We start from the raw sequence: 16,559 nt of genomic DNA, 5'->3' as shown, positions 1-16,559 counted from the left end.
TTTGTAGGGGCTTATTGAATAAGCCCAATATTTAAAATCTTCAATAGGGCGTAAGCATTACGCCCCTACAACTTTAAATTTTGGGATTGGTATAATTTTGTTTAACAGCAATAAAAAGCCCTGCTCCAATTGGCAGAGTAGAGCAAAGATAGCTGTCATCTTGTTGAAACTCTGCCAAAAAATCCACCACTTCATCGGCATGAGAAACGACATTATCCACTACCAACACATCCCCAAACCGCATCAATCGCTTCAAATCCGCCACATACTCCCCATAGAACTTACGTTCCGCATCCAAAAAAATCATGTCGTAACGTTCATTTGACTGGTGTAAAAAGTCCTTGGCATCGACTTGTTGTAACGTCACTGCATCTTCCAGTCGTAACGTGCGTAAATGATTGCGAGCGGTCAACAGTCGCCATTCATCAATATCAATGGAAGTTAAACTGGCTGATGGGTCTTGAGGTTGGGCGTTAATTTGGTGTAACGCATACGCAATCCACAGCGTAGAATAGCCTGTCGAAGTGCCGATTTCTAGCACGTTTTTGACATTTTTGCTGATGACAAAACTTGCCAAAAACTCAGCAGAGTCTGGCTCAAGGTGGCGATGACGAGCAAGGCGGTCGGCTTGGCTGTCGTCATAGGCTTTGTCGGTTTGGTATAGCGTATGGGTGTAGGTGAGAAAGTTTTTGTAATTAATTTCCATGATTGCCTTTGTTGTCTGTACGAGTTTTAGTAGCTGTAAGGTGCGTTTTACGCACCATTTGAAAAGCTTATCTTGATTCAAGTGGACAATATTGCGTTATAAAAACCGTTCGTGGTGAGCTTGTCGAACCATAACGGTTTTTCGCTACACTTCGACAAGCTCAGGGCGAACGGAAAACGATATATAATTTTATCCATTTACTTAAAGGTGCGTAAAACGCACCCTACCATTTGCTATCCATTAGCATTTATTTTTTCAATTTCGCCAGTGGCTTAATCCCAATCGCTTTACGCACTTTTTCCATACGTTTACGACTTTCACGGCGGGCTTTTTCTGCCCCTAATTGTAGGATTTCTTCCAGTTCTTTCGGATTTGCCATCAAATGATTATAACGCTCACGGAAAGGGGCAATTTCGCTGTTAATTTTCTCAAATAAAATCTCTTTAGCTTCACCCCAACCAATGCCAGTTTCAAAACGCTGACGCAGTTCCGCTTGTTCCGCAGGGGTGGCAAACGCACGATAAATTTCAAAAATCGTACTGTCATCGGCATTTTTGGGTTCTTCTGGTAATTGCGAGTTAGTCACGATTCGCATGATGGCTTTTTTCAATGCCTTTTCACCATCCACTTGTGGGTCTTCGCCAAATAGCGGAATGGTGTTGCCATAGCTTTTTGACATTTTACGACCATCAAGCCCTGTCAGTAGAGGGGTGTCTTCGTCAACGACTTCTTTGGGTAGGACAAATAGCGGATTGTCTTGGCAATATTTAAAGTTAAACGTCCCTGCGATATCACGAGCCATTTCAAGGTGTTGAATTTGGTCTTTGCCGACTGGGACGTGGGTGGCGTTAAACATCAAAATATCCGCCGCCATCAGCACAGGGTAGCTAAACAAGCCCATGCTGATGCCATAGTCTGGGTCGGTGTCTGGGGTGGCGTTGTTGATATCGACTTGGGCTTTGTAGGCGTGGGCTCGGTTCATCAAGCCTTTGGCACAGTTACAGCTTAACACCCATGATAGCTCTGGGATTTCGATGATGTCGGATTGACGATAAAAAGTCACTCGCTCTGGGTCAAGACCACAGGCTAACCATGTGGCGGCGATGGCTTTGGTGGAGGCGTGAACCATGTTAGGGTCGCTACATTTAATCAGTGCGTGCAAATCTGCTAAGAAAAAATACGCCTCGTCTTCGCTTTGCATGGCAGATTGGATGGCAGGGCGAATCGCTCCAACATAGTTGCCAAGGTGCGGAATGCCAGAAGTCGTAATGCCTGTAAGGATGCGTTTTTGCGTTGGAGTTTGGGCTGAGTTTTGGGTGGTTTCGGTCATGGTTTTCTCAATGATATTACAAAATTAAAAATGCCGTTAGTATAGCAAATTTGGGTAGTTTAGGTTGAGGGAATTTGGCATAAAAAAACGCCTAGATAAGCTAGGCGTTTTGGTTGTTGTTGATAGTCAATTAAGGCTGTGCAGGAATCGTTGCTATCACATTTGGGTTCGGCACACCGCCCTGCTTACCAGTCCAATTTTGCATGATTTTGGCATACGTACCATCTTGATTGATTTGCTCTAAGCCTTTGTTAATTTTGTTAAGCAAATCATCATTACGCCCTTTTTTCACCCAAAAGCTCACATAATATGGTGTTGAATGTGGATATTGGATAAGCTTTAATTTTACTTTATGATCCATATGTTTTTGGATATCATTGAGTGATACATCCACCCCAAAGGCCGCATCTCCTTTTTTTTGTATTATGGATTGTACTGCCAAGAAGGTGGTATTAGCAGGAATCGCATTCTCAACTTTGCCTTTTAATACATCTTTTTTTAGCACTTCTTCAAATAGGAAGAATCCTTTTTGCCCCAAGACTTTTTTACCTTGTAAGTCTTCAATTTTATTGATATCGGTACGGTCATTAAGTGTCAATGCCCCCAATCCTACCTGCATATAAGGGTTAGTAGGTTGATATTTGCTCACACGCTCGGGTGTTAGAAAAATACCTGAGCCAACTATATCGGCTTTCTGTGAATTGAGCGTATCTAATATTCCAATAAAAGGGGTAGCATTGAACTGAACATTAAATCCTTGTTTTTCACCAATCGCCTTGAGTAAATCAACCTCCAATCCAGTAATATTACCCTTCTCATTAAGTGCAACATAGGGTGGATTAGACCCCATGACAGCGACATTATAAGTTGGTAAATTTAGGTTGGTTTTTTGGGTGGTTGATGATGTGTTTTGGCTGGCTGGGGCAGGACTTGTGGCAGTGTTTGAACTGGGCTGACTAGGTTTTTCAGGTGTTTTATTACAGGCAGTCAAGGTGCTTGAGGCAAGCAAGGTAAGTGTTAAAAAGCGAAGTGTAGAGCGGGTTGACAAAGCGATTCTCCAAATATGAGAGATTAAAATATTTATTATAGTTAAAACACCCTTACTAAAACAAGGGATTATACTATTGGGTTCTGATTATTTAATTGTCAAAGAAGCGGTAACAGCCGAACTATGTGTGGGAAATGGCAAGACTTTTTCGCCTATCCACTGTGGCATAATTATATTATAGCAAAGATTAAATAAGGATTTGAGAATCTAAAAATAAAAAAATGGATTTAATTCTACTTCCAACTTTTAGGCATGATTTGGTGATATAGTGAATCAAATCAAAAATGAGAATTAGAAATTTGGGCGTATGCAATACACCTCTACAAAACTGTCCTATGGCTAATTTAAACGACTATAATAATTCGTCCCATCCACTTGGGTTTTAAAGCGTCTGTGAAACCACATATATTGTGTGGGGTCGATGCGAATCAGATTTTCCAGTTGCTGATTGATGCGGTTGGCATCCGCCAGTTCATCGTCACTGGGGTAATTGTCCAACACAGGGGTAAAGCGAATGTGATAATGCGGTCGTCTGCCTTTGGGCATATCGACTGGGGTTTCTCGGTAAAAATGCACCAATACCACCGCAGGCGGATTGCTTTTATCACCGAGTTTTACCAATCGCCGTTGAGCCGTGACCGTGGCTGCCGACACCCCAAAAAACTTTGCCATCACGCCTTGTTGTAGCCCAAAATCTTGGTCTGGCGTGTACCAAATCCGATGCCCTTGTTTAAGATTTTTGGCAAGGTGACGCATATTATGATGGTCAATTTGGTCGTGATATAGACTGAGCCGAGCGTTATAAATAAACCATTCAAGCAAGGCGTTATTTTGTGGGCGATATACCACATCGACAGGCATAAACAAACTTGCCATCAGCCCACCCAAATCCAATAATGTATAATGAGCCCCTAAAATCATTACTGCTTTGCCTTTTTGTTCAGCGGTTTTGACGTGTTGTAGCCCAGACACAGTTATCAGCCGTGTAAACACATTGGGGCGAAACCACGCACACAAACTTTCAAACAACCCCACCCCTGCATTGATAAACACCTGTTCTGCCATTTGTTGTCGCTCTTCCTCGGTTTTTTCGGCAAAGGTAAGGCGTAAATTGGTCAAAGTGTCATGGTGACGGCGTTTGGCAAACCGAAAAATCAAAACCCCAAGGGCTTTGCCAATTTTAAATTGCCAACGCAACGGTAAATACACCAACGGTAAGAATATTGCAAAGGCGAGCCAAATCCCCCAATATTTGGGTAATAAAAACTGCCATTGAAAGGGTTTTTTGGTCTTTGGGGTTGAGGCGTTGAATTGGTTTTTTTGTACTTGGGAAATATTGGGCATTTGCTCAGGCACAGCCCCAGTTTTTAGGGTTTGGTAAAGTTCACGTTGCTTATCGCTCATCATTTCGGTGGTAGGGTCAGCTGATACGCCAGTGGGTGTTTTTTGATTGGGAATATAATGCTGAGGCGGTGGAATTTGTGGGTTTGGCGTGGCTTTAGTCATGGGGCATACCGTGAGGAAATAAGTGTCAGTTTTAATTCAGTATTTTTAGGTTAATTACTTAGTGGAATAGGTTACACAACTATGTTTTCATGTTAAACTTTGCAAAGGATTATCATAGTATTGGTTTGCGATTTTATAGATTGATAAAAACAAGGAATGATTATGCAAACACCCTCTTCTTCAGCGTTTGGCTCACCGTCAAACCCCTTACTGAGTAAACTGCTCTGGCTTGCCGTAGCAGTCATCGGAGCAGTGGCTCTTGGCACATTGGCTCTACACCGTGGTGAGAGCATCAATGCGGTATGGCTGGTCATTGCCGCCGTGTGTACTTATAGCATTGCGTATCGCTATTATAGCTTATTTATCGCCAAAAAAGTGTTTGAGTTAAACCCTCGCCGTGTTACCCCAGCCCATCGACTTAAAGATGGCTTGGACTATGTTCCTACCAATAAATCCGTATTATTTGGGCATCACTTTGCAGCGATTGCAGGGGCAGGCCCGTTGGTTGGCCCGATTTTGGCAGCTCAAATGGGCTATTTACCCGGTACATTGTGGCTATTGGTTGGGGTGGTGTTTGCAGGGGCGGTGCAGGATTTTACCGTGCTATTCCTCTCAACTCGCCGTGACGGTAAGTCACTGGGCGAGATGGCAAAAGACGAACTGGGCAAGTTTTCTGGGACAGTCGTGATGCTTGGGGCATTGGCAGTGATGGTGATTATCCTTGCCGTACTTGCATTGGTGGTGGTGAAAGCCTTGACCAACAGTCCTTGGGGCTTGTTTACCATTGCCATGACCATTCCGATTGCCCTGTTTATGGGCGTGTATATGCGTTTTTTACGCCCTGGTAAAATCATGGAAGTGTCGATTATTGGCTTTGTGCTGATGATGATGGCGATTGTGTTTGGTGGTGATATTGCCAAAAGTGCGACCTTTGCACCGATTTTCACCCTAACTGGCACGCAGTTAACATGGGCTTTAATTATCTATGGCTTTGTGGCTTCGGTGTTACCTGTGTGGTTGTTGCTTGCCCCTCGTGATTATTTATCAACTTTCCTAAAAATTGGCGTGATTGCTGGCTTGGCGTTGGCGATTGTGTTTACCATGCCTGAATTAAAAATGCCTGCGGTGACCAAGTTCATTGATGGTACAGGCCCTGTGTTTAAAGGTTCGTTATTTCCATTTTTGTTTATTACCATTGCTTGTGGTGCGATTTCGGGCTTTCATGCGTTGGTATCGAGCGGTACGACCCCAAAACTGGTCGATAATGAGATGGACACTCGTGCCATTGGTTACGGTGGTATGTTGATGGAATCAATGGTCGGTGTAATGGCGATGATTTGTGCCACGATTCTTGACCCAGGGATGTATTTTGCGATTAATGCCCCAGCAGCTTTGTTGGGTACAACGCCTGAATCTGCTGCCCTTGCGGTTCAAAAACTCGGCTTTGTCATCACCCCAGAGGCATTGACGACTTTAGCTCAGCAAGTTGGGGAAAACTCAATTATTTCTCGTACGGGTGGGGCACCGACTTTTGCGATTGGTATGGCTCATATTTTGTCATCAATCTTTGGTAGTGAAGCCATGATGGGCTTTTGGTATCATTTTGCGATTTTATTTGAAGCCTTGTTTATTTTGACTGCGGTCGATGCAGGGACTCGCTCTTGTCGCTTTATGGTGCAAGATACCATTGGCATTCTTGTGCCAAGCGTCAAAAACTCACATAATGTGGGTGTGCATATGCTAGCAACTTCGATTGCTGTGGGCGGTTGGGGCTTTTTCGTATATCAAGGCGTGGTTGACCCATTGGGCGGTATCAATTCGCTTTGGCCGTTATTTGGTATTGGTAATCAGATTTTGGCGGCGATGGCGTTGATTTTAGGCACGGTGGTGTTGTTTAAAATGAAAAAACAACAATATGCGTGGGTCACGATTACGCCAACGATTTTCTTAACCATCACTTGTATGTATGCAGGCTGGCAAAAGATTTTCCATAGCAATCCTGCGATTGGCTTCTTGGCACAAGCGGATAAATACAGCAATGCCATTGCCAAAGGTGAGTTGATTAAACCTGCTAAAACTGTTGCCGAAATGCACACCATTGTATTCTCTAACCAAGTGAATGCGGTGTTGTGCGGGTTCTTTATGTTGGTACTCGTGGTGATGATTATTGGCTCTCTCAAAGCCTTGAGCAAAGCCCTCGCTAATCCGAACCCAACCGTGGTCGAAGGGGAAGCTGTGTATCGTGACCCAGTACCATTGAGTGCAGGTGCTTCGCATTAAGGTGATGAAAGAATTGCTTGCACCAAAATGGTTAAATAAACTATTTTGGTGCATTGTTAATAATATCCTACCAAAAATAGGTCAGCTCTATGGATAATCGCACAACCTTGGTGACTAAACTCATCAAATTTACCCTACAAGCCCAAAAAGACGTGATATTTAGCCCAAAAAATATTTCACGCTTGATGACGTTGGTAAAACGTTTACAGCAAAGCTTTCGCTTGATGGTGGGTGTGGCGGATTATCCAACTTACCTTTCACACATGCAACAATATCACCCAGACCTTGAACCGATGGACGAAAAGACGTTTTTTCGCTACTGTGTCGATGCCCGCTATCCGACAGGCGGTGATATGAAGCGGTGTCCGTGTTAAAATTTGGGTAAGGTGATATTCCGCATTTTAAGCTTAATTAACCCCCACTTTAGATAAGTGGGGGTTTTTTTTCAAATTGGCACAGTTTTTGAAGTTCTATTATTTTAAAAATTACTTATATCAAGCCTAAGAGATATTGTAGGGGCTTATTGCATAAGCCCATTTTTTAGGGCGTATTCAATACGCCCCTACAAATTCAAACTTTGGGTTTGGTATTGTTTAAAAATAACGATGCTAATACCATCCGTGGGTAAGGGGAACAGCGATGGCGACACCGCTACATTCAAGTTTAGACGTGCTATTTTTGCTGATTGGGTCAGTGATGATTTTGGCGATGCACGCAGGGTTTGCGTTTTTGGAACTTGGCACAGTACGAGCCAAAAACCAAGTCAATGCCTTGAGCAAGATTTTGGGCGATTTTTGCGTATCGACCATGGCGTATTTTTTTATCGGCTATCCGTTGGCGTATGGCATCAACTTCTTGCACAGCACCGATGTGTTATTGGCGGATAATGGCTATGAGTTGATGAAGTTTTTCTTTTTATTGACCTTTGCGGCGGCGATTCCTGCGATTGTGTCTGGGGGCGTGGCAGAGCGAGCCAAAATGTTGCCGTTGTTAATAGCGACTTTTTTGATTGTGTCGTTTTTTTATCCCTTGATGGAAGGCGTGGTTTGGGGTGGTAAATTTGGTATTCAAAGCGGTATCGAATCGTTATTTGGCGTGCCGTTCCATGACTTTGCAGGCTCAATCGTGGTACACGCTTTTGGCGGTTGGGTCGCTTTGGGGGCGGTGTATCTGCTAGGGGCAAGACGTAACCGCTACAAGCATGGCTATGCCAGTACCCATCCACCATCGTCCATTCCATTTTTGGCATTGGGGTCGTGGATTTTGATTGTTGGGTGGTTTGGTTTTAACGTCATGTCCGCCCAAAAAATCGGCAATATTTCTGGCTTGGTCGCAGTCAATTCGCTGATGGCGATGGTCGGTGGTACGTTGGTCGCTATGTTAGTCGGCAAAAACGACCCAGGTTTTATGCACAATGGTCCTTTGGCAGGTTTAGTAGCCGTGTGTGCAGGCTCGGACGTGATGCACCCATTGGGAGCGTTGTTTGTCGGTGGCGTGGCAGGGGGCTTGTTTGTGTATTTGTTTACCTTGATTCAAAACCGTATCAAGCTCGATGACGTGCTAGGCGTGATTCCATTGCATGGTGTGTGTGGGCTTTGGGGTGGTATTGCGGTAGGGGTTTTTGGACAAAAAGCCTTTGGTGGACATGGTGGGGTAAGCTTTTTTGCTCAGTTAGTCGGTAGCTTTGGTGGTGTGATGTTTGCGATAGCGACTGGCTTTTTGGTGTATGGTTTTATCCAAAAAGTGATGGGACTACGCTTGGGTGACGAAGAAGAGTTTAATGGGGCGGACTTGAGTATTCATAAAATCTCGTCCACCTTTGATAAAGATATTTTTTAAGTTGGCAATTTCTCATCGGTTAAGCCTTCTTTTCTCGCTTCACCGATGTCACTGTCAAACAGACTTTCTAATTCCAAAATCGCTGATTGAGCCGAGGCAATCATCTCGGCTTCATCATCATAAATCGCTTGTTGGCGTTCAATCAATTCATCATCATAATCACGGAACATCCGCACGGTACGGCGAGCTTTTTCTGCATCAAAGCCAAGCACCTCAAGCGATTCTCTCGACATATCAAGGGCGGATAAATAGGTTTCACGCCAAATATATTTCACCCCAGCTTCTCTTAACCGATAATAATGGTCACGGTTTCTAGCACGAGCCAATATGGTCAAATTGGGGTATTTATGTGCCACAAAAGTCGCCACCGACACCGACAGTACAGGGTCACCAATCGCCAAAATAAATAACTTGGCTTTACCCACCCCAGCGGCTCGCAAAATCTCTGGGTTTTGCGGATTGCCATAATACACCTGATTACCAAACTTGCGTACGAAGTCCACTTGGTTGGCAGAGCGTTCAATCGCTGTAAACTCCACATTGTGCATGCGTAGCACACGCCCAATGATTTGTCCGACACGCCCAAACCCTGCAATTACCACAGGATGCTCGGTTTCTGGGATTTTATCAAAGGCACGTTTGGGTTGGCGTTTGGCAAAAATCGGCTCGCCAATTTTTTCAAGCAACAAAAATACCAAAGGCGTTAATGCCATAGACACGGTAACTGTCAAGCTTAATAGGGTTTGTTGATGGCTATTTAATAAATGTTGATCTCTTGCTACACTAAATAACACAAACGCAAACTCACCGCCTTGAGCCAATGTCACTGCCAATCGCATACTGGTAGGGGTGCGGTTGCCCATCAGCCGTGCAATGATAAACATACTGGCAAACTTCACCAACATTAACAATATTGCACCACCGATGACGATTTCGGGTTTGGTCAAAATTAACTTCACATCCGTGAGCATCCCCACCGACATAAAAAATAGCCCCAATAACAAGCCTTTAAACGGCTCAATACTGGCTTCTAACTCATGGCGATATTCCGAATCCGCCAGTAGCACCCCTGTCAAAAACGCCCCCAACGCCATCGACAGACCAATATAATCCATCAATAATGACACGCCCATCACAATAAACAATGCTACCGCTGTCAGCAATTCATTGGCATTACTGGATGCCACAAAGCGAAAAAATGGTCGTACAATATAGCGACTGGCAAAAATCAGCCCTGCAAACACACTGATAATTTTGGCAAAATAAATCCAGTCATAATTTTGCTGTTGTGCGCCCGATAAAAACGGCAAAATCGCCAATAACGGAATCACCGCAATATCTTGGAATAATAAAATGGTAAAAGCATGCTGACCGTGGGTACTGGATAACTGCTTTTTTTCGGTCAATAATTGCAACACAAAAGCAGTGGACGACAATGCCAAACCAAAGCCAATCACAAAACTGGTGGATAGCCGAATATGTAAAAAATACCACACAAGCAGCATCAGCACACCGCCTGTCACTAAGACCTGCAAGCCCCCCAGCACAAAAATCGAACGGCGTAACGCCCACAGCCGTGAGGGTTGAAGCTCTAGCCCAATGATAAACAGCAGTAGTACCACGCCAAATTCCGAAAAATGCAATAAATCTTCGGGATGCTTAATCAACTTGGCAGTAAATGGGTCAAGCAATAGCCCCACCAGCAAATAGCCCAACACAGTGGCAATACCAAAGCGTTTGGCAAGTGGCACAAAGACAATCGCCGCCCCCAAAAATAGGGTCGCCTCTAACATTAAATTACTGGGTGTGCTGGCTAAAAGCATAGGATTTCCAATTTATAATTTTTTGTTTAATTAATTTTAATAAAAACTTTCCATAGTCCATTATCCGCAATCGGATTTTTATAAGCATCATTGCGTTTTTTGCGTGGGGTCTGGCGACTATCGACTAGCTTAAAGTCTTCTAATGCCTGAATTACCAAGCCTGTGCGATAAAACCGCAATCGCTCGGGCTCTAGCATTTCACCTTTGGCATCACGGCAAAACACATACGCACGCAAATCAATAAACTCACGATGGGCGACCAATTTGCCGTTGGGGTATTTATCTAACGCCGTTTCCATCGCCAATAACTGCTCGCTGTCATAATCGCCACACTTCGCCACCAATGCCCCCACTGAGCCGAAACTTTTGGATTCTTTGGCTTTGGTGCGAGTGAGATGGAGTTTTTGCACATGATAAACAAATTGCGGAATTTCCAAACTGGCAGGCAACGGCAAATAATCAGGCGGTAAATAAGCGGACGGATAAAAGCCTTTGGCACGTTCAATCAAAGGTTGCCAAGTCGCTTCGTAGGTTTGCACTTCTGCTAAGTTACCTTGATAAATCGGTAGGTCTTGGATTTGGGTCAAAAAGGGTGGCGGAAAAAAATCATCTCGAAATTGGGCAATATCGGCTTGCAAAGTTGAAAGTAGGGCTTTGACTTGTTTTTTATTGTTTTTATCGTCAAGGGTTTGGTTGTTTTCATCGACCAATTGGGGGGCGATAAAGGGGGCAGAACGGTTTGACATGATAAAAGTCCTTATGATTTTGGCGACTTTAGTTTTTATCCTTTATTTTATCATCCTAGCATATTTAGCCTAAGCAAAAAAGTAAAGTTTGGCTAAGTGGTGATTTACCGTCACTTAAATTAAAAATCAGACAGATTTTTGTAGGGGCGTAATGCTTACGCCCAAAATCGCACAGGATTGATGGTAAAACGGTTAACCCCACCCACTTGGGTCGATATCGAGCGATAGCCGTGCATAAAACTTTTTAACGCTATCCAATTGTTGCACCTGTTGCCACCAACCATCAAGCAAAGCGTGCAAATTCTGCCGATTTTTTGCCAAAATCAACAACTGCGAATGATAACGGCTATTTCGCTTCGCCATCGGTGCATCGACCACGCTAGACACCGCAAGCCCCAGTTGCGTTAAGTCGGCACGATTTGGCAACAGATTCATGGCGTGTTGCAAAATCACTTTATTATTGTCCAATGATTTGCTTTCCACCCGAATCAAACAGGCATGGCTAAAGGGCGGTAAGCCGAGCAATTGGCGTTCTTGTAGCAGTTGCTCGGCAAACACCCAATAGCCATCACGCACAAGGGTCAGCAAAATCGGATTTTCGGGCTGGCGAGTTTGAATCAACACACGCCCTGTTTTATCGGCACGCCCTGCACGCCCTGCGACTTGTACGATAAGCTGGGCGGTGTGTTCTGGTGAGCGAAAGTCGGACGACAAAAACCCACTATCGGCATTGGGAATCGCCACCAAAGTCACATTGGGGAAATGATGCCCTTTTGCCACCATTTGCGTACCGACCAAAATCGCTTTGGGATTGTCCTCAATCTGTTGATACAGCTTGTCCCAACTGTCTTTACGCCGAGTGGTATCACGGTCAATCTGAATCAACGGCACATCAGGAAACAACTCGCCCAAGCCCTCAGTCAAGCGAGCCGTCCCTATACCGACAGGGTCAAGGTTTGCGCTACCGCAGTCTGGACAGGTTTTGGGAATGGCGTTCTGCCAGTCGCAGTGGTGGCATTTAAGCATGGCAACAGGCGAAAAATGCACGGTCAAATGAGCATCACAGCGAGGGCAGTCCGCTTGCCAACCGCAACTATCACACATCAAAATCGGTGCATAGCCACGACGGTTCAAAAAAACCAAGACTTGCTCATCTTTATCCAAAGTCGCTTGCATGGCTTTGAGCAGACTTTCGGTCAGACCGTGTTGCCATTTTTGTTGGCGAGCGTCTATCAGTTGCATTTTGGCAGGTTTTGCCGTGCCTGCTCGTTGGCTCAATGTCAAAGGCGTGAGTTTGCCTTGTTTCACCAATTGCAGACTTTCAAGCGAAGGGGTTGCCGTACCAAGCACCACAGGGATTTTATTGCTAAAACCCCGATACAAGGCGACATCGGTGGCGTGATAGCGTAGGCTGTCTTGCTGTTTGTAGGATTGGTCGTGACTTTCATCGACAATAATTAGACCCAAATCCGCAAACGGATACAAAATCGCTGAGCGTGTGCCGATGATAATTTGAGCCGAGCCGTCACGACAGGCTTGCCACCCCTGTAGCCGAATCGTGTCATTCAGCCCAGAATGGAGCATCAGCACATTTGCCGAAAACCGCTCGCTAAACCGCCGTTCGGTCTGTGGAGTCAAGCCGATTTCTGGCACAAGAATCAGCACTTGTTTGCCTTGTTCAAGGGCAGGTTGCATGGCTTGCAGATACACTTCGGTTTTGCCACTGCCTGTCACACCATTTAACAAAAACCCTTGATAGGCTTGATTGGTAATGGCTTGGTGAATGTGACTGACGGCGATTTGTTGTTCGTCATTGAGGGTTAAATTGGTTTGATTTAGGGCAAAAGGGGGCGGTGGCGTAGGCTCAACGATTTGGCTAAAACTTTCAACCAAGCCTTTTTCGGCAAATTTAGTCAAAAAGGCTTTTTCCACCCCATGAGCGAGAAGTTGGCTTTCGGCAATTTCAGATTGATGATGAAAACGGTTTAATTCGTTATTGAGTTCAATCAAGGCGAATTGTTGTTTTTGCTTTTTGGCAGTGGCGGAGAAGTCACCATCTTGAGCATTTCGTAACACTCGCCAAAAGGTTTGCGGTTGGGTGAGTGGTTTGCCTTGCCGAATCAAGGTCGGTAGCATTACTGCCAATACATCGCCAAGTGGATAATGGTAATAATTGGATAGCCAATTTGCGAGTTTTAGCAAGTGGCTATCGACAATCGCTTCATTATCAATGACTTCAAGGATAGTTTTGATTTTATTTTTTGGAATGTCGGTGTGTTCAATCAGCCCCACGACAATGCCAATCAGCTTGCGACTGCCAAACGGTACAAGCACACGGCTACCGATAATGGGTAGGGGCAAGCTCGGCTCAAGGGCATAATCAAAAACCGAATCGATAGGGACGGGTAGGGCGATTTGGGCGTACATTTATTCAATAAACAAAATCGCCTCAATTTCCACCACTGCACCTTTTGGCAAACCAGCGACTTGCACCGCCGCACGAGCAGGATAGGGAGCGGTCAAGCGTTTGACAAAAATCTCATTTAACGCATTAAAATTCGCCAAATCAGTCAGCGATACATTAAATTTCACCACATCGGCTAGACTACCACCACTGGCTTTACAAACCGCCTCAAGGTTTGACATCACTTGCTCGGCTTGGGCTTCAAAGCCATCTGCCAATTGCATGGTTTTTGGGTCTAGCCCAATTTGACCAGATAGATATACGGTATTACCGACTTTCACGGCTTGCGAATACGTACCAACGGCGGCTGGGGCATCGTCAGTATGGACAATTTCACGGCTCATAAGATTTCCTTATTTAATTGGCAATGGGTTGGGTATTTTTGTTTTGCTGAGGTACTTCATCATTCCATTGATATAAACGGACGATATTTGGGTAATTTAGCTGACTGCGTAATCGCTGAATGAGTGTAGCAATTTGGTCACGACTTTGCACCACCACAAATAGTAACGTATAGCCGTTGCGATGGTCAATAAATTCAAAGCCTGCTTGCACGTCTTTGACAATAAAAATCACATCACTGATTTGGTCAGCGGTGAGGGTTTGATTAATTTTTAGCCCTGCATCAAAATAAATCCGTTTTGACAGTTCATCATCACTGGTGGATTGTCGCCAGTGCAGGGGAATGACTTGGTAATCATTAATTTTGCGAATTTCTTCAATCGAGAAGCATTTATGACGATGCACCACCAAGCCATTTTTAGACAAATGCCCAACAATTTGGTCGCCATATACAGGGTGACAACAGCTAGAAAAGGTCATTTCCATATTGGCAGCATCAGCGATAAGGCTTTGCGGATGGTGTTCGGCATGGGCTTCGGCTTGATTTTTGGCAAGCTGTTCTGGCGTGAGCAGGCGAGATACTGCAATTTGGGGCAATAGCTTGCCTGTGGTCAATTCTTCATATAATTCACTGCGTTGCTTTAGGCCTCGCCATTCAAGTAAGGTTTGCCACTGATGCTCGGTCACTTCATCAAGGGTCACACCTTGATTTTGCAACGCTCTAGCAAAGGCAGCTTGTCCTTGCAATTGGCGTTCGTCTGAGCTTAACCCTTTGAGCCAGTCAAATAAGCTACGGCGAGCCTTGTTGGTGGCGACAAACCCAAGCCATTCCGCTTTGGGTTGAGCATGGCTATCGGACTCGATATGAATCACATCCCCTGATTTTAGCACCGTGCCGAGTTTGGCATTTTTATTATTGATAACCGCCCCAGTGCTGATACGCCCAAGCCCTGTGTTAATGGCAAACGCAAAGTCCAATGCCGTTGAGCCACGAGGCAATTCGTAGGCATCACCTTTGGGGGTAAAACAAATGATTTTGCGTTCATGGAGGTAATTAATCAGTTTATCCACGACTGCCACCGCATCGGTGGGTTTTTGATAGTTGACTTCGTGGTCGCTGATAAGGGTTTGTAAGTTTTGTAATGAAGCTTGAATTACCGTACGGCTAAGAGGCGTGGCTTCTTCACCCATCAAAATACCCAAACGGGTGGTTTTAAGCATGGTTTTGGTCAAAATAATAACTTTGACGCTATCTGAGGCACTTTTATAGGTTAAAGTCAGTGATTGATTCCCACCTGCACGAGGTTTGCGAATGCTATCTTCAATATAATTACTGGGAATTTGGTATTTTTCAATCAAATATTTGGCAACTTTTTCACAGTCTTCGATGTCATCCATCACCAACATAAATTCATATTGCCAAAGTAAATCTTTGATTTCACCACGGTTTTTGAAAAATTGTCGGTACAGCGTAACACGGTTATCCACATCTTTGACATAGCCTTTGACAGCCAAATTATACAATATCACATTCAGAAAATTGTGAATCCGCTCTTGCTGAAACGCACGCCCCAGCCCATGTTGCATCAGCTTATCTTCCAGCTTGGTGTACATTTTGACATTCAGACTGCGATAACACAAAATCTCAATATAATCCGCCAAATCATTTAAGCCCAAAATTCGAGCAAATGGCACATAAAAATCCAGCGTTTCTTGGGCAGTGGCTTGTTGCTTATACTCAGGCACTGCCCCAATCGTTGTCATATTGTGCAAGCGGTCAGCAAGCTTGACAATCAAAACCCTTGGGTCTTCTAACGTTGCCGTGATAATCTTATAAAAGGTCGTTGCCTTATTGACGTGTTTTTGGTCAGAGGATTTTAACTTAGTCACGCCATTGACGATTTGAGCCACGGTTTTGCCAAACTCACGAGTCACATCCTCATCAGTGACCTCCGTATCCTCAACGGTATCATGTAATAGGGCAGCCACCAGTGTATCCACATCCATGCGAAAACTGGCTAAAATCTCAGCCACCGCCATCGGATGCGTCACATACGGCTCACCTGACTTGCGAAAATCCTTAATATGAGCCTTATCGGCAAAATCACAGGCTCGTAACACCTTTTCTTTATCTGCCACGCTCAAATAATCCAATACACGCACCAGCTCAAAGCGTGCAATATCAACATCTGGATGGCTCATCTTGGTCAATTCAAAACGATTCATGCGTTGCCCCTGTTCGCAAAGTTAAATAAATCCCACGAAAGTTAATTTTTGCTTACCTATGATAAAAATAGCTGACTCAAAGTCAGCTATCCGCTTGTTTATGCCTAACCCTATCAAAAAGGCGTGGTTATCATCGATAAAGTTTGACATCGCTCAATATTAGCCACATGGTTAACGATTCATAAAAAATGTTCTAAAAAATTCATCATAAACAAGCACACAAATACATCTTAACGTAAAATATTATCA

12 protein-coding genes are annotated in these 16,559 nt (G+C 44.4%); 3 read left to right on the top strand and 9 right to left on the bottom strand.

The genetic code is table 11. The features are described 5' to 3' along the window. Window positions 1-73: 73 nt before the first annotated feature. The 4 genes from ACK1U4_RS07565 to ACK1U4_RS07550 form a co-directional block, all read right to left on the bottom strand. A complete protein-coding gene (locus ACK1U4_RS07565; RefSeq protein WP_419400620.1) occupies window positions 74-706 on the bottom strand; it encodes an O-methyltransferase in 633 nt (210 codons plus the stop codon). Window positions 707-953: 247 nt separating this feature from the next. Then, window positions 954-2,036 carry a tryptophan--tRNA ligase gene (gene trpS / locus ACK1U4_RS07560; protein ID WP_419400619.1) on the bottom strand — a complete coding sequence of 361 codons (1,083 nt, stop codon included), beginning with the start codon at window positions 2,034-2,036 and terminating at the stop codon, window positions 954-956. Window positions 2,037-2,166: 130 nt separating this feature from the next. Further along, entirely contained in the window at window positions 2,167-3,084 is a 918-nt protein-coding gene (locus ACK1U4_RS07555) for a substrate-binding periplasmic protein (RefSeq protein WP_419400618.1), read from the bottom strand. A gap of 339 nt (window positions 3,085-3,423) precedes the next feature. Next, entirely contained in the window at window positions 3,424-4,488 is a 1,065-nt protein-coding gene (locus ACK1U4_RS07550; RefSeq protein ID WP_419400696.1) for a lipid A biosynthesis acyltransferase, read from the bottom strand. 264 nt (window positions 4,489-4,752) lie between these two features. Here ACK1U4_RS07550 and ACK1U4_RS07545 point away from each other — a divergent pair, with 264 nt between their 5' ends. From ACK1U4_RS07545 to ACK1U4_RS07535, 3 genes are all read left to right on the top strand, one after another. Continuing rightward, on the top strand, window positions 4,753-6,870 hold the full coding sequence (locus ACK1U4_RS07545; protein WP_419400617.1) for a carbon starvation CstA family protein: 2,118 nt from the start codon (window positions 4,753-4,755) through the stop codon (window positions 6,868-6,870). 89 nt (window positions 6,871-6,959) lie between these two features. Further along, a complete protein-coding gene (locus ACK1U4_RS07540) occupies window positions 6,960-7,244 on the top strand; it encodes a YbdD/YjiX family protein (RefSeq protein WP_419400616.1) in 285 nt (94 codons plus the stop codon). Window positions 7,245-7,509: 265 nt separating this feature from the next. After that, window positions 7,510-8,709, top strand: coding sequence for an ammonium transporter (locus ACK1U4_RS07535; protein WP_419400615.1), 1,200 nt, complete (start codon window positions 7,510-7,512; stop codon window positions 8,707-8,709). Here ACK1U4_RS07535 and ACK1U4_RS07530 read toward each other — a convergent pair. The 5 genes from ACK1U4_RS07530 to ACK1U4_RS07510 form a co-directional block, all read right to left on the bottom strand. Beyond that, the gene (locus ACK1U4_RS07530; RefSeq protein WP_419400614.1) at window positions 8,706-10,532 is read right to left on the bottom strand and encodes a monovalent cation:proton antiporter-2 (CPA2) family protein; all 1,827 of its coding nucleotides are present in this window, start codon (window positions 10,530-10,532) and stop codon (window positions 8,706-8,708) included. The two genes, ACK1U4_RS07535 and ACK1U4_RS07530, sit on opposite strands and share 4 nt — an antisense overlap. Window positions 10,533-10,558: 26 nt before the next feature. After that, complete coding sequence (locus ACK1U4_RS07525) at window positions 10,559-11,278, bottom strand: hypothetical protein (RefSeq protein WP_419400613.1); 720 nt, start codon at window positions 11,276-11,278, stop codon at window positions 10,559-10,561. Between the two features lie 192 nt (window positions 11,279-11,470). After that, window positions 11,471-13,705, bottom strand: a complete 2,235-nt coding sequence (locus ACK1U4_RS07520) for a primosomal protein N' (RefSeq protein WP_419400612.1) — start codon at window positions 13,703-13,705, stop codon at window positions 11,471-11,473. After that, entirely contained in the window at window positions 13,706-14,086 is a 381-nt protein-coding gene (locus ACK1U4_RS07515; RefSeq protein WP_419400611.1) for a RidA family protein, read from the bottom strand. It abuts the gene before it with no gap. A gap of 13 nt (window positions 14,087-14,099) precedes the next feature. Further along, window positions 14,100-16,310, bottom strand: coding sequence for an HD domain-containing protein (locus ACK1U4_RS07510; RefSeq protein ID WP_419400610.1), 2,211 nt, complete (start codon window positions 16,308-16,310; stop codon window positions 14,100-14,102). Window positions 16,311-16,559 lie beyond the last annotated feature (249 nt).

The organism is Moraxella sp. TY6, from assembly GCF_048551375.1.
Classification (GTDB): Bacteria; Pseudomonadota; Gammaproteobacteria; order Pseudomonadales; family Moraxellaceae; genus Faucicola.
Note: the sequence above shows the minus strand (reverse complement) of the source record. Positions and strands in the feature narration are given on the sequence as shown.

Bases quoted from the DNA above. Each gene is read 5' to 3' on its own strand.
- ACK1U4_RS07565 (WP_419400620.1), bottom strand. From the start codon at position 706: ATGGAAATTAATTACAAAAACTTTCTCACCTACACCCATACGCTATAC.
- trpS (WP_419400619.1), bottom strand. From the start codon at position 2,036: ATGACCGAAACCACCCAAAACTCAGCCCAAACTCCAACGCAAAAACGC.
- ACK1U4_RS07550 (WP_419400696.1), bottom strand. From the start codon at position 4,488: ATGAGCGATAAGCAACGTGAACTTTACCAAACCCTAAAAACTGGGGCT.
- ACK1U4_RS07545 (WP_419400617.1), top strand. From the start codon at position 4,753: ATGCAAACACCCTCTTCTTCAGCGTTTGGCTCACCGTCAAACCCCTTA.
- ACK1U4_RS07540 (WP_419400616.1), top strand. From the start codon at position 6,960: ATGGATAATCGCACAACCTTGGTGACTAAACTCATCAAATTTACCCTA.
- ACK1U4_RS07535 (WP_419400615.1), top strand. From the start codon at position 7,510: ATGGCGACACCGCTACATTCAAGTTTAGACGTGCTATTTTTGCTGATT.
- ACK1U4_RS07530 (WP_419400614.1), bottom strand. From the start codon at position 10,532: ATGCTTTTAGCCAGCACACCCAGTAATTTAATGTTAGAGGCGACCCTA.
- ACK1U4_RS07525 (WP_419400613.1), bottom strand. From the start codon at position 11,278: ATGTCAAACCGTTCTGCCCCCTTTATCGCCCCCCAATTGGTCGATGAA.
- ACK1U4_RS07520 (WP_419400612.1), bottom strand. From the start codon at position 13,705: ATGTACGCCCAAATCGCCCTACCCGTCCCTATCGATTCGGTTTTTGAT.
- ACK1U4_RS07515 (WP_419400611.1), bottom strand. From the start codon at position 14,086: ATGAGCCGTGAAATTGTCCATACTGACGATGCCCCAGCCGCCGTTGGT.
- ACK1U4_RS07510 (WP_419400610.1), bottom strand. From the start codon at position 16,310: ATGAATCGTTTTGAATTGACCAAGATGAGCCATCCAGATGTTGATATT.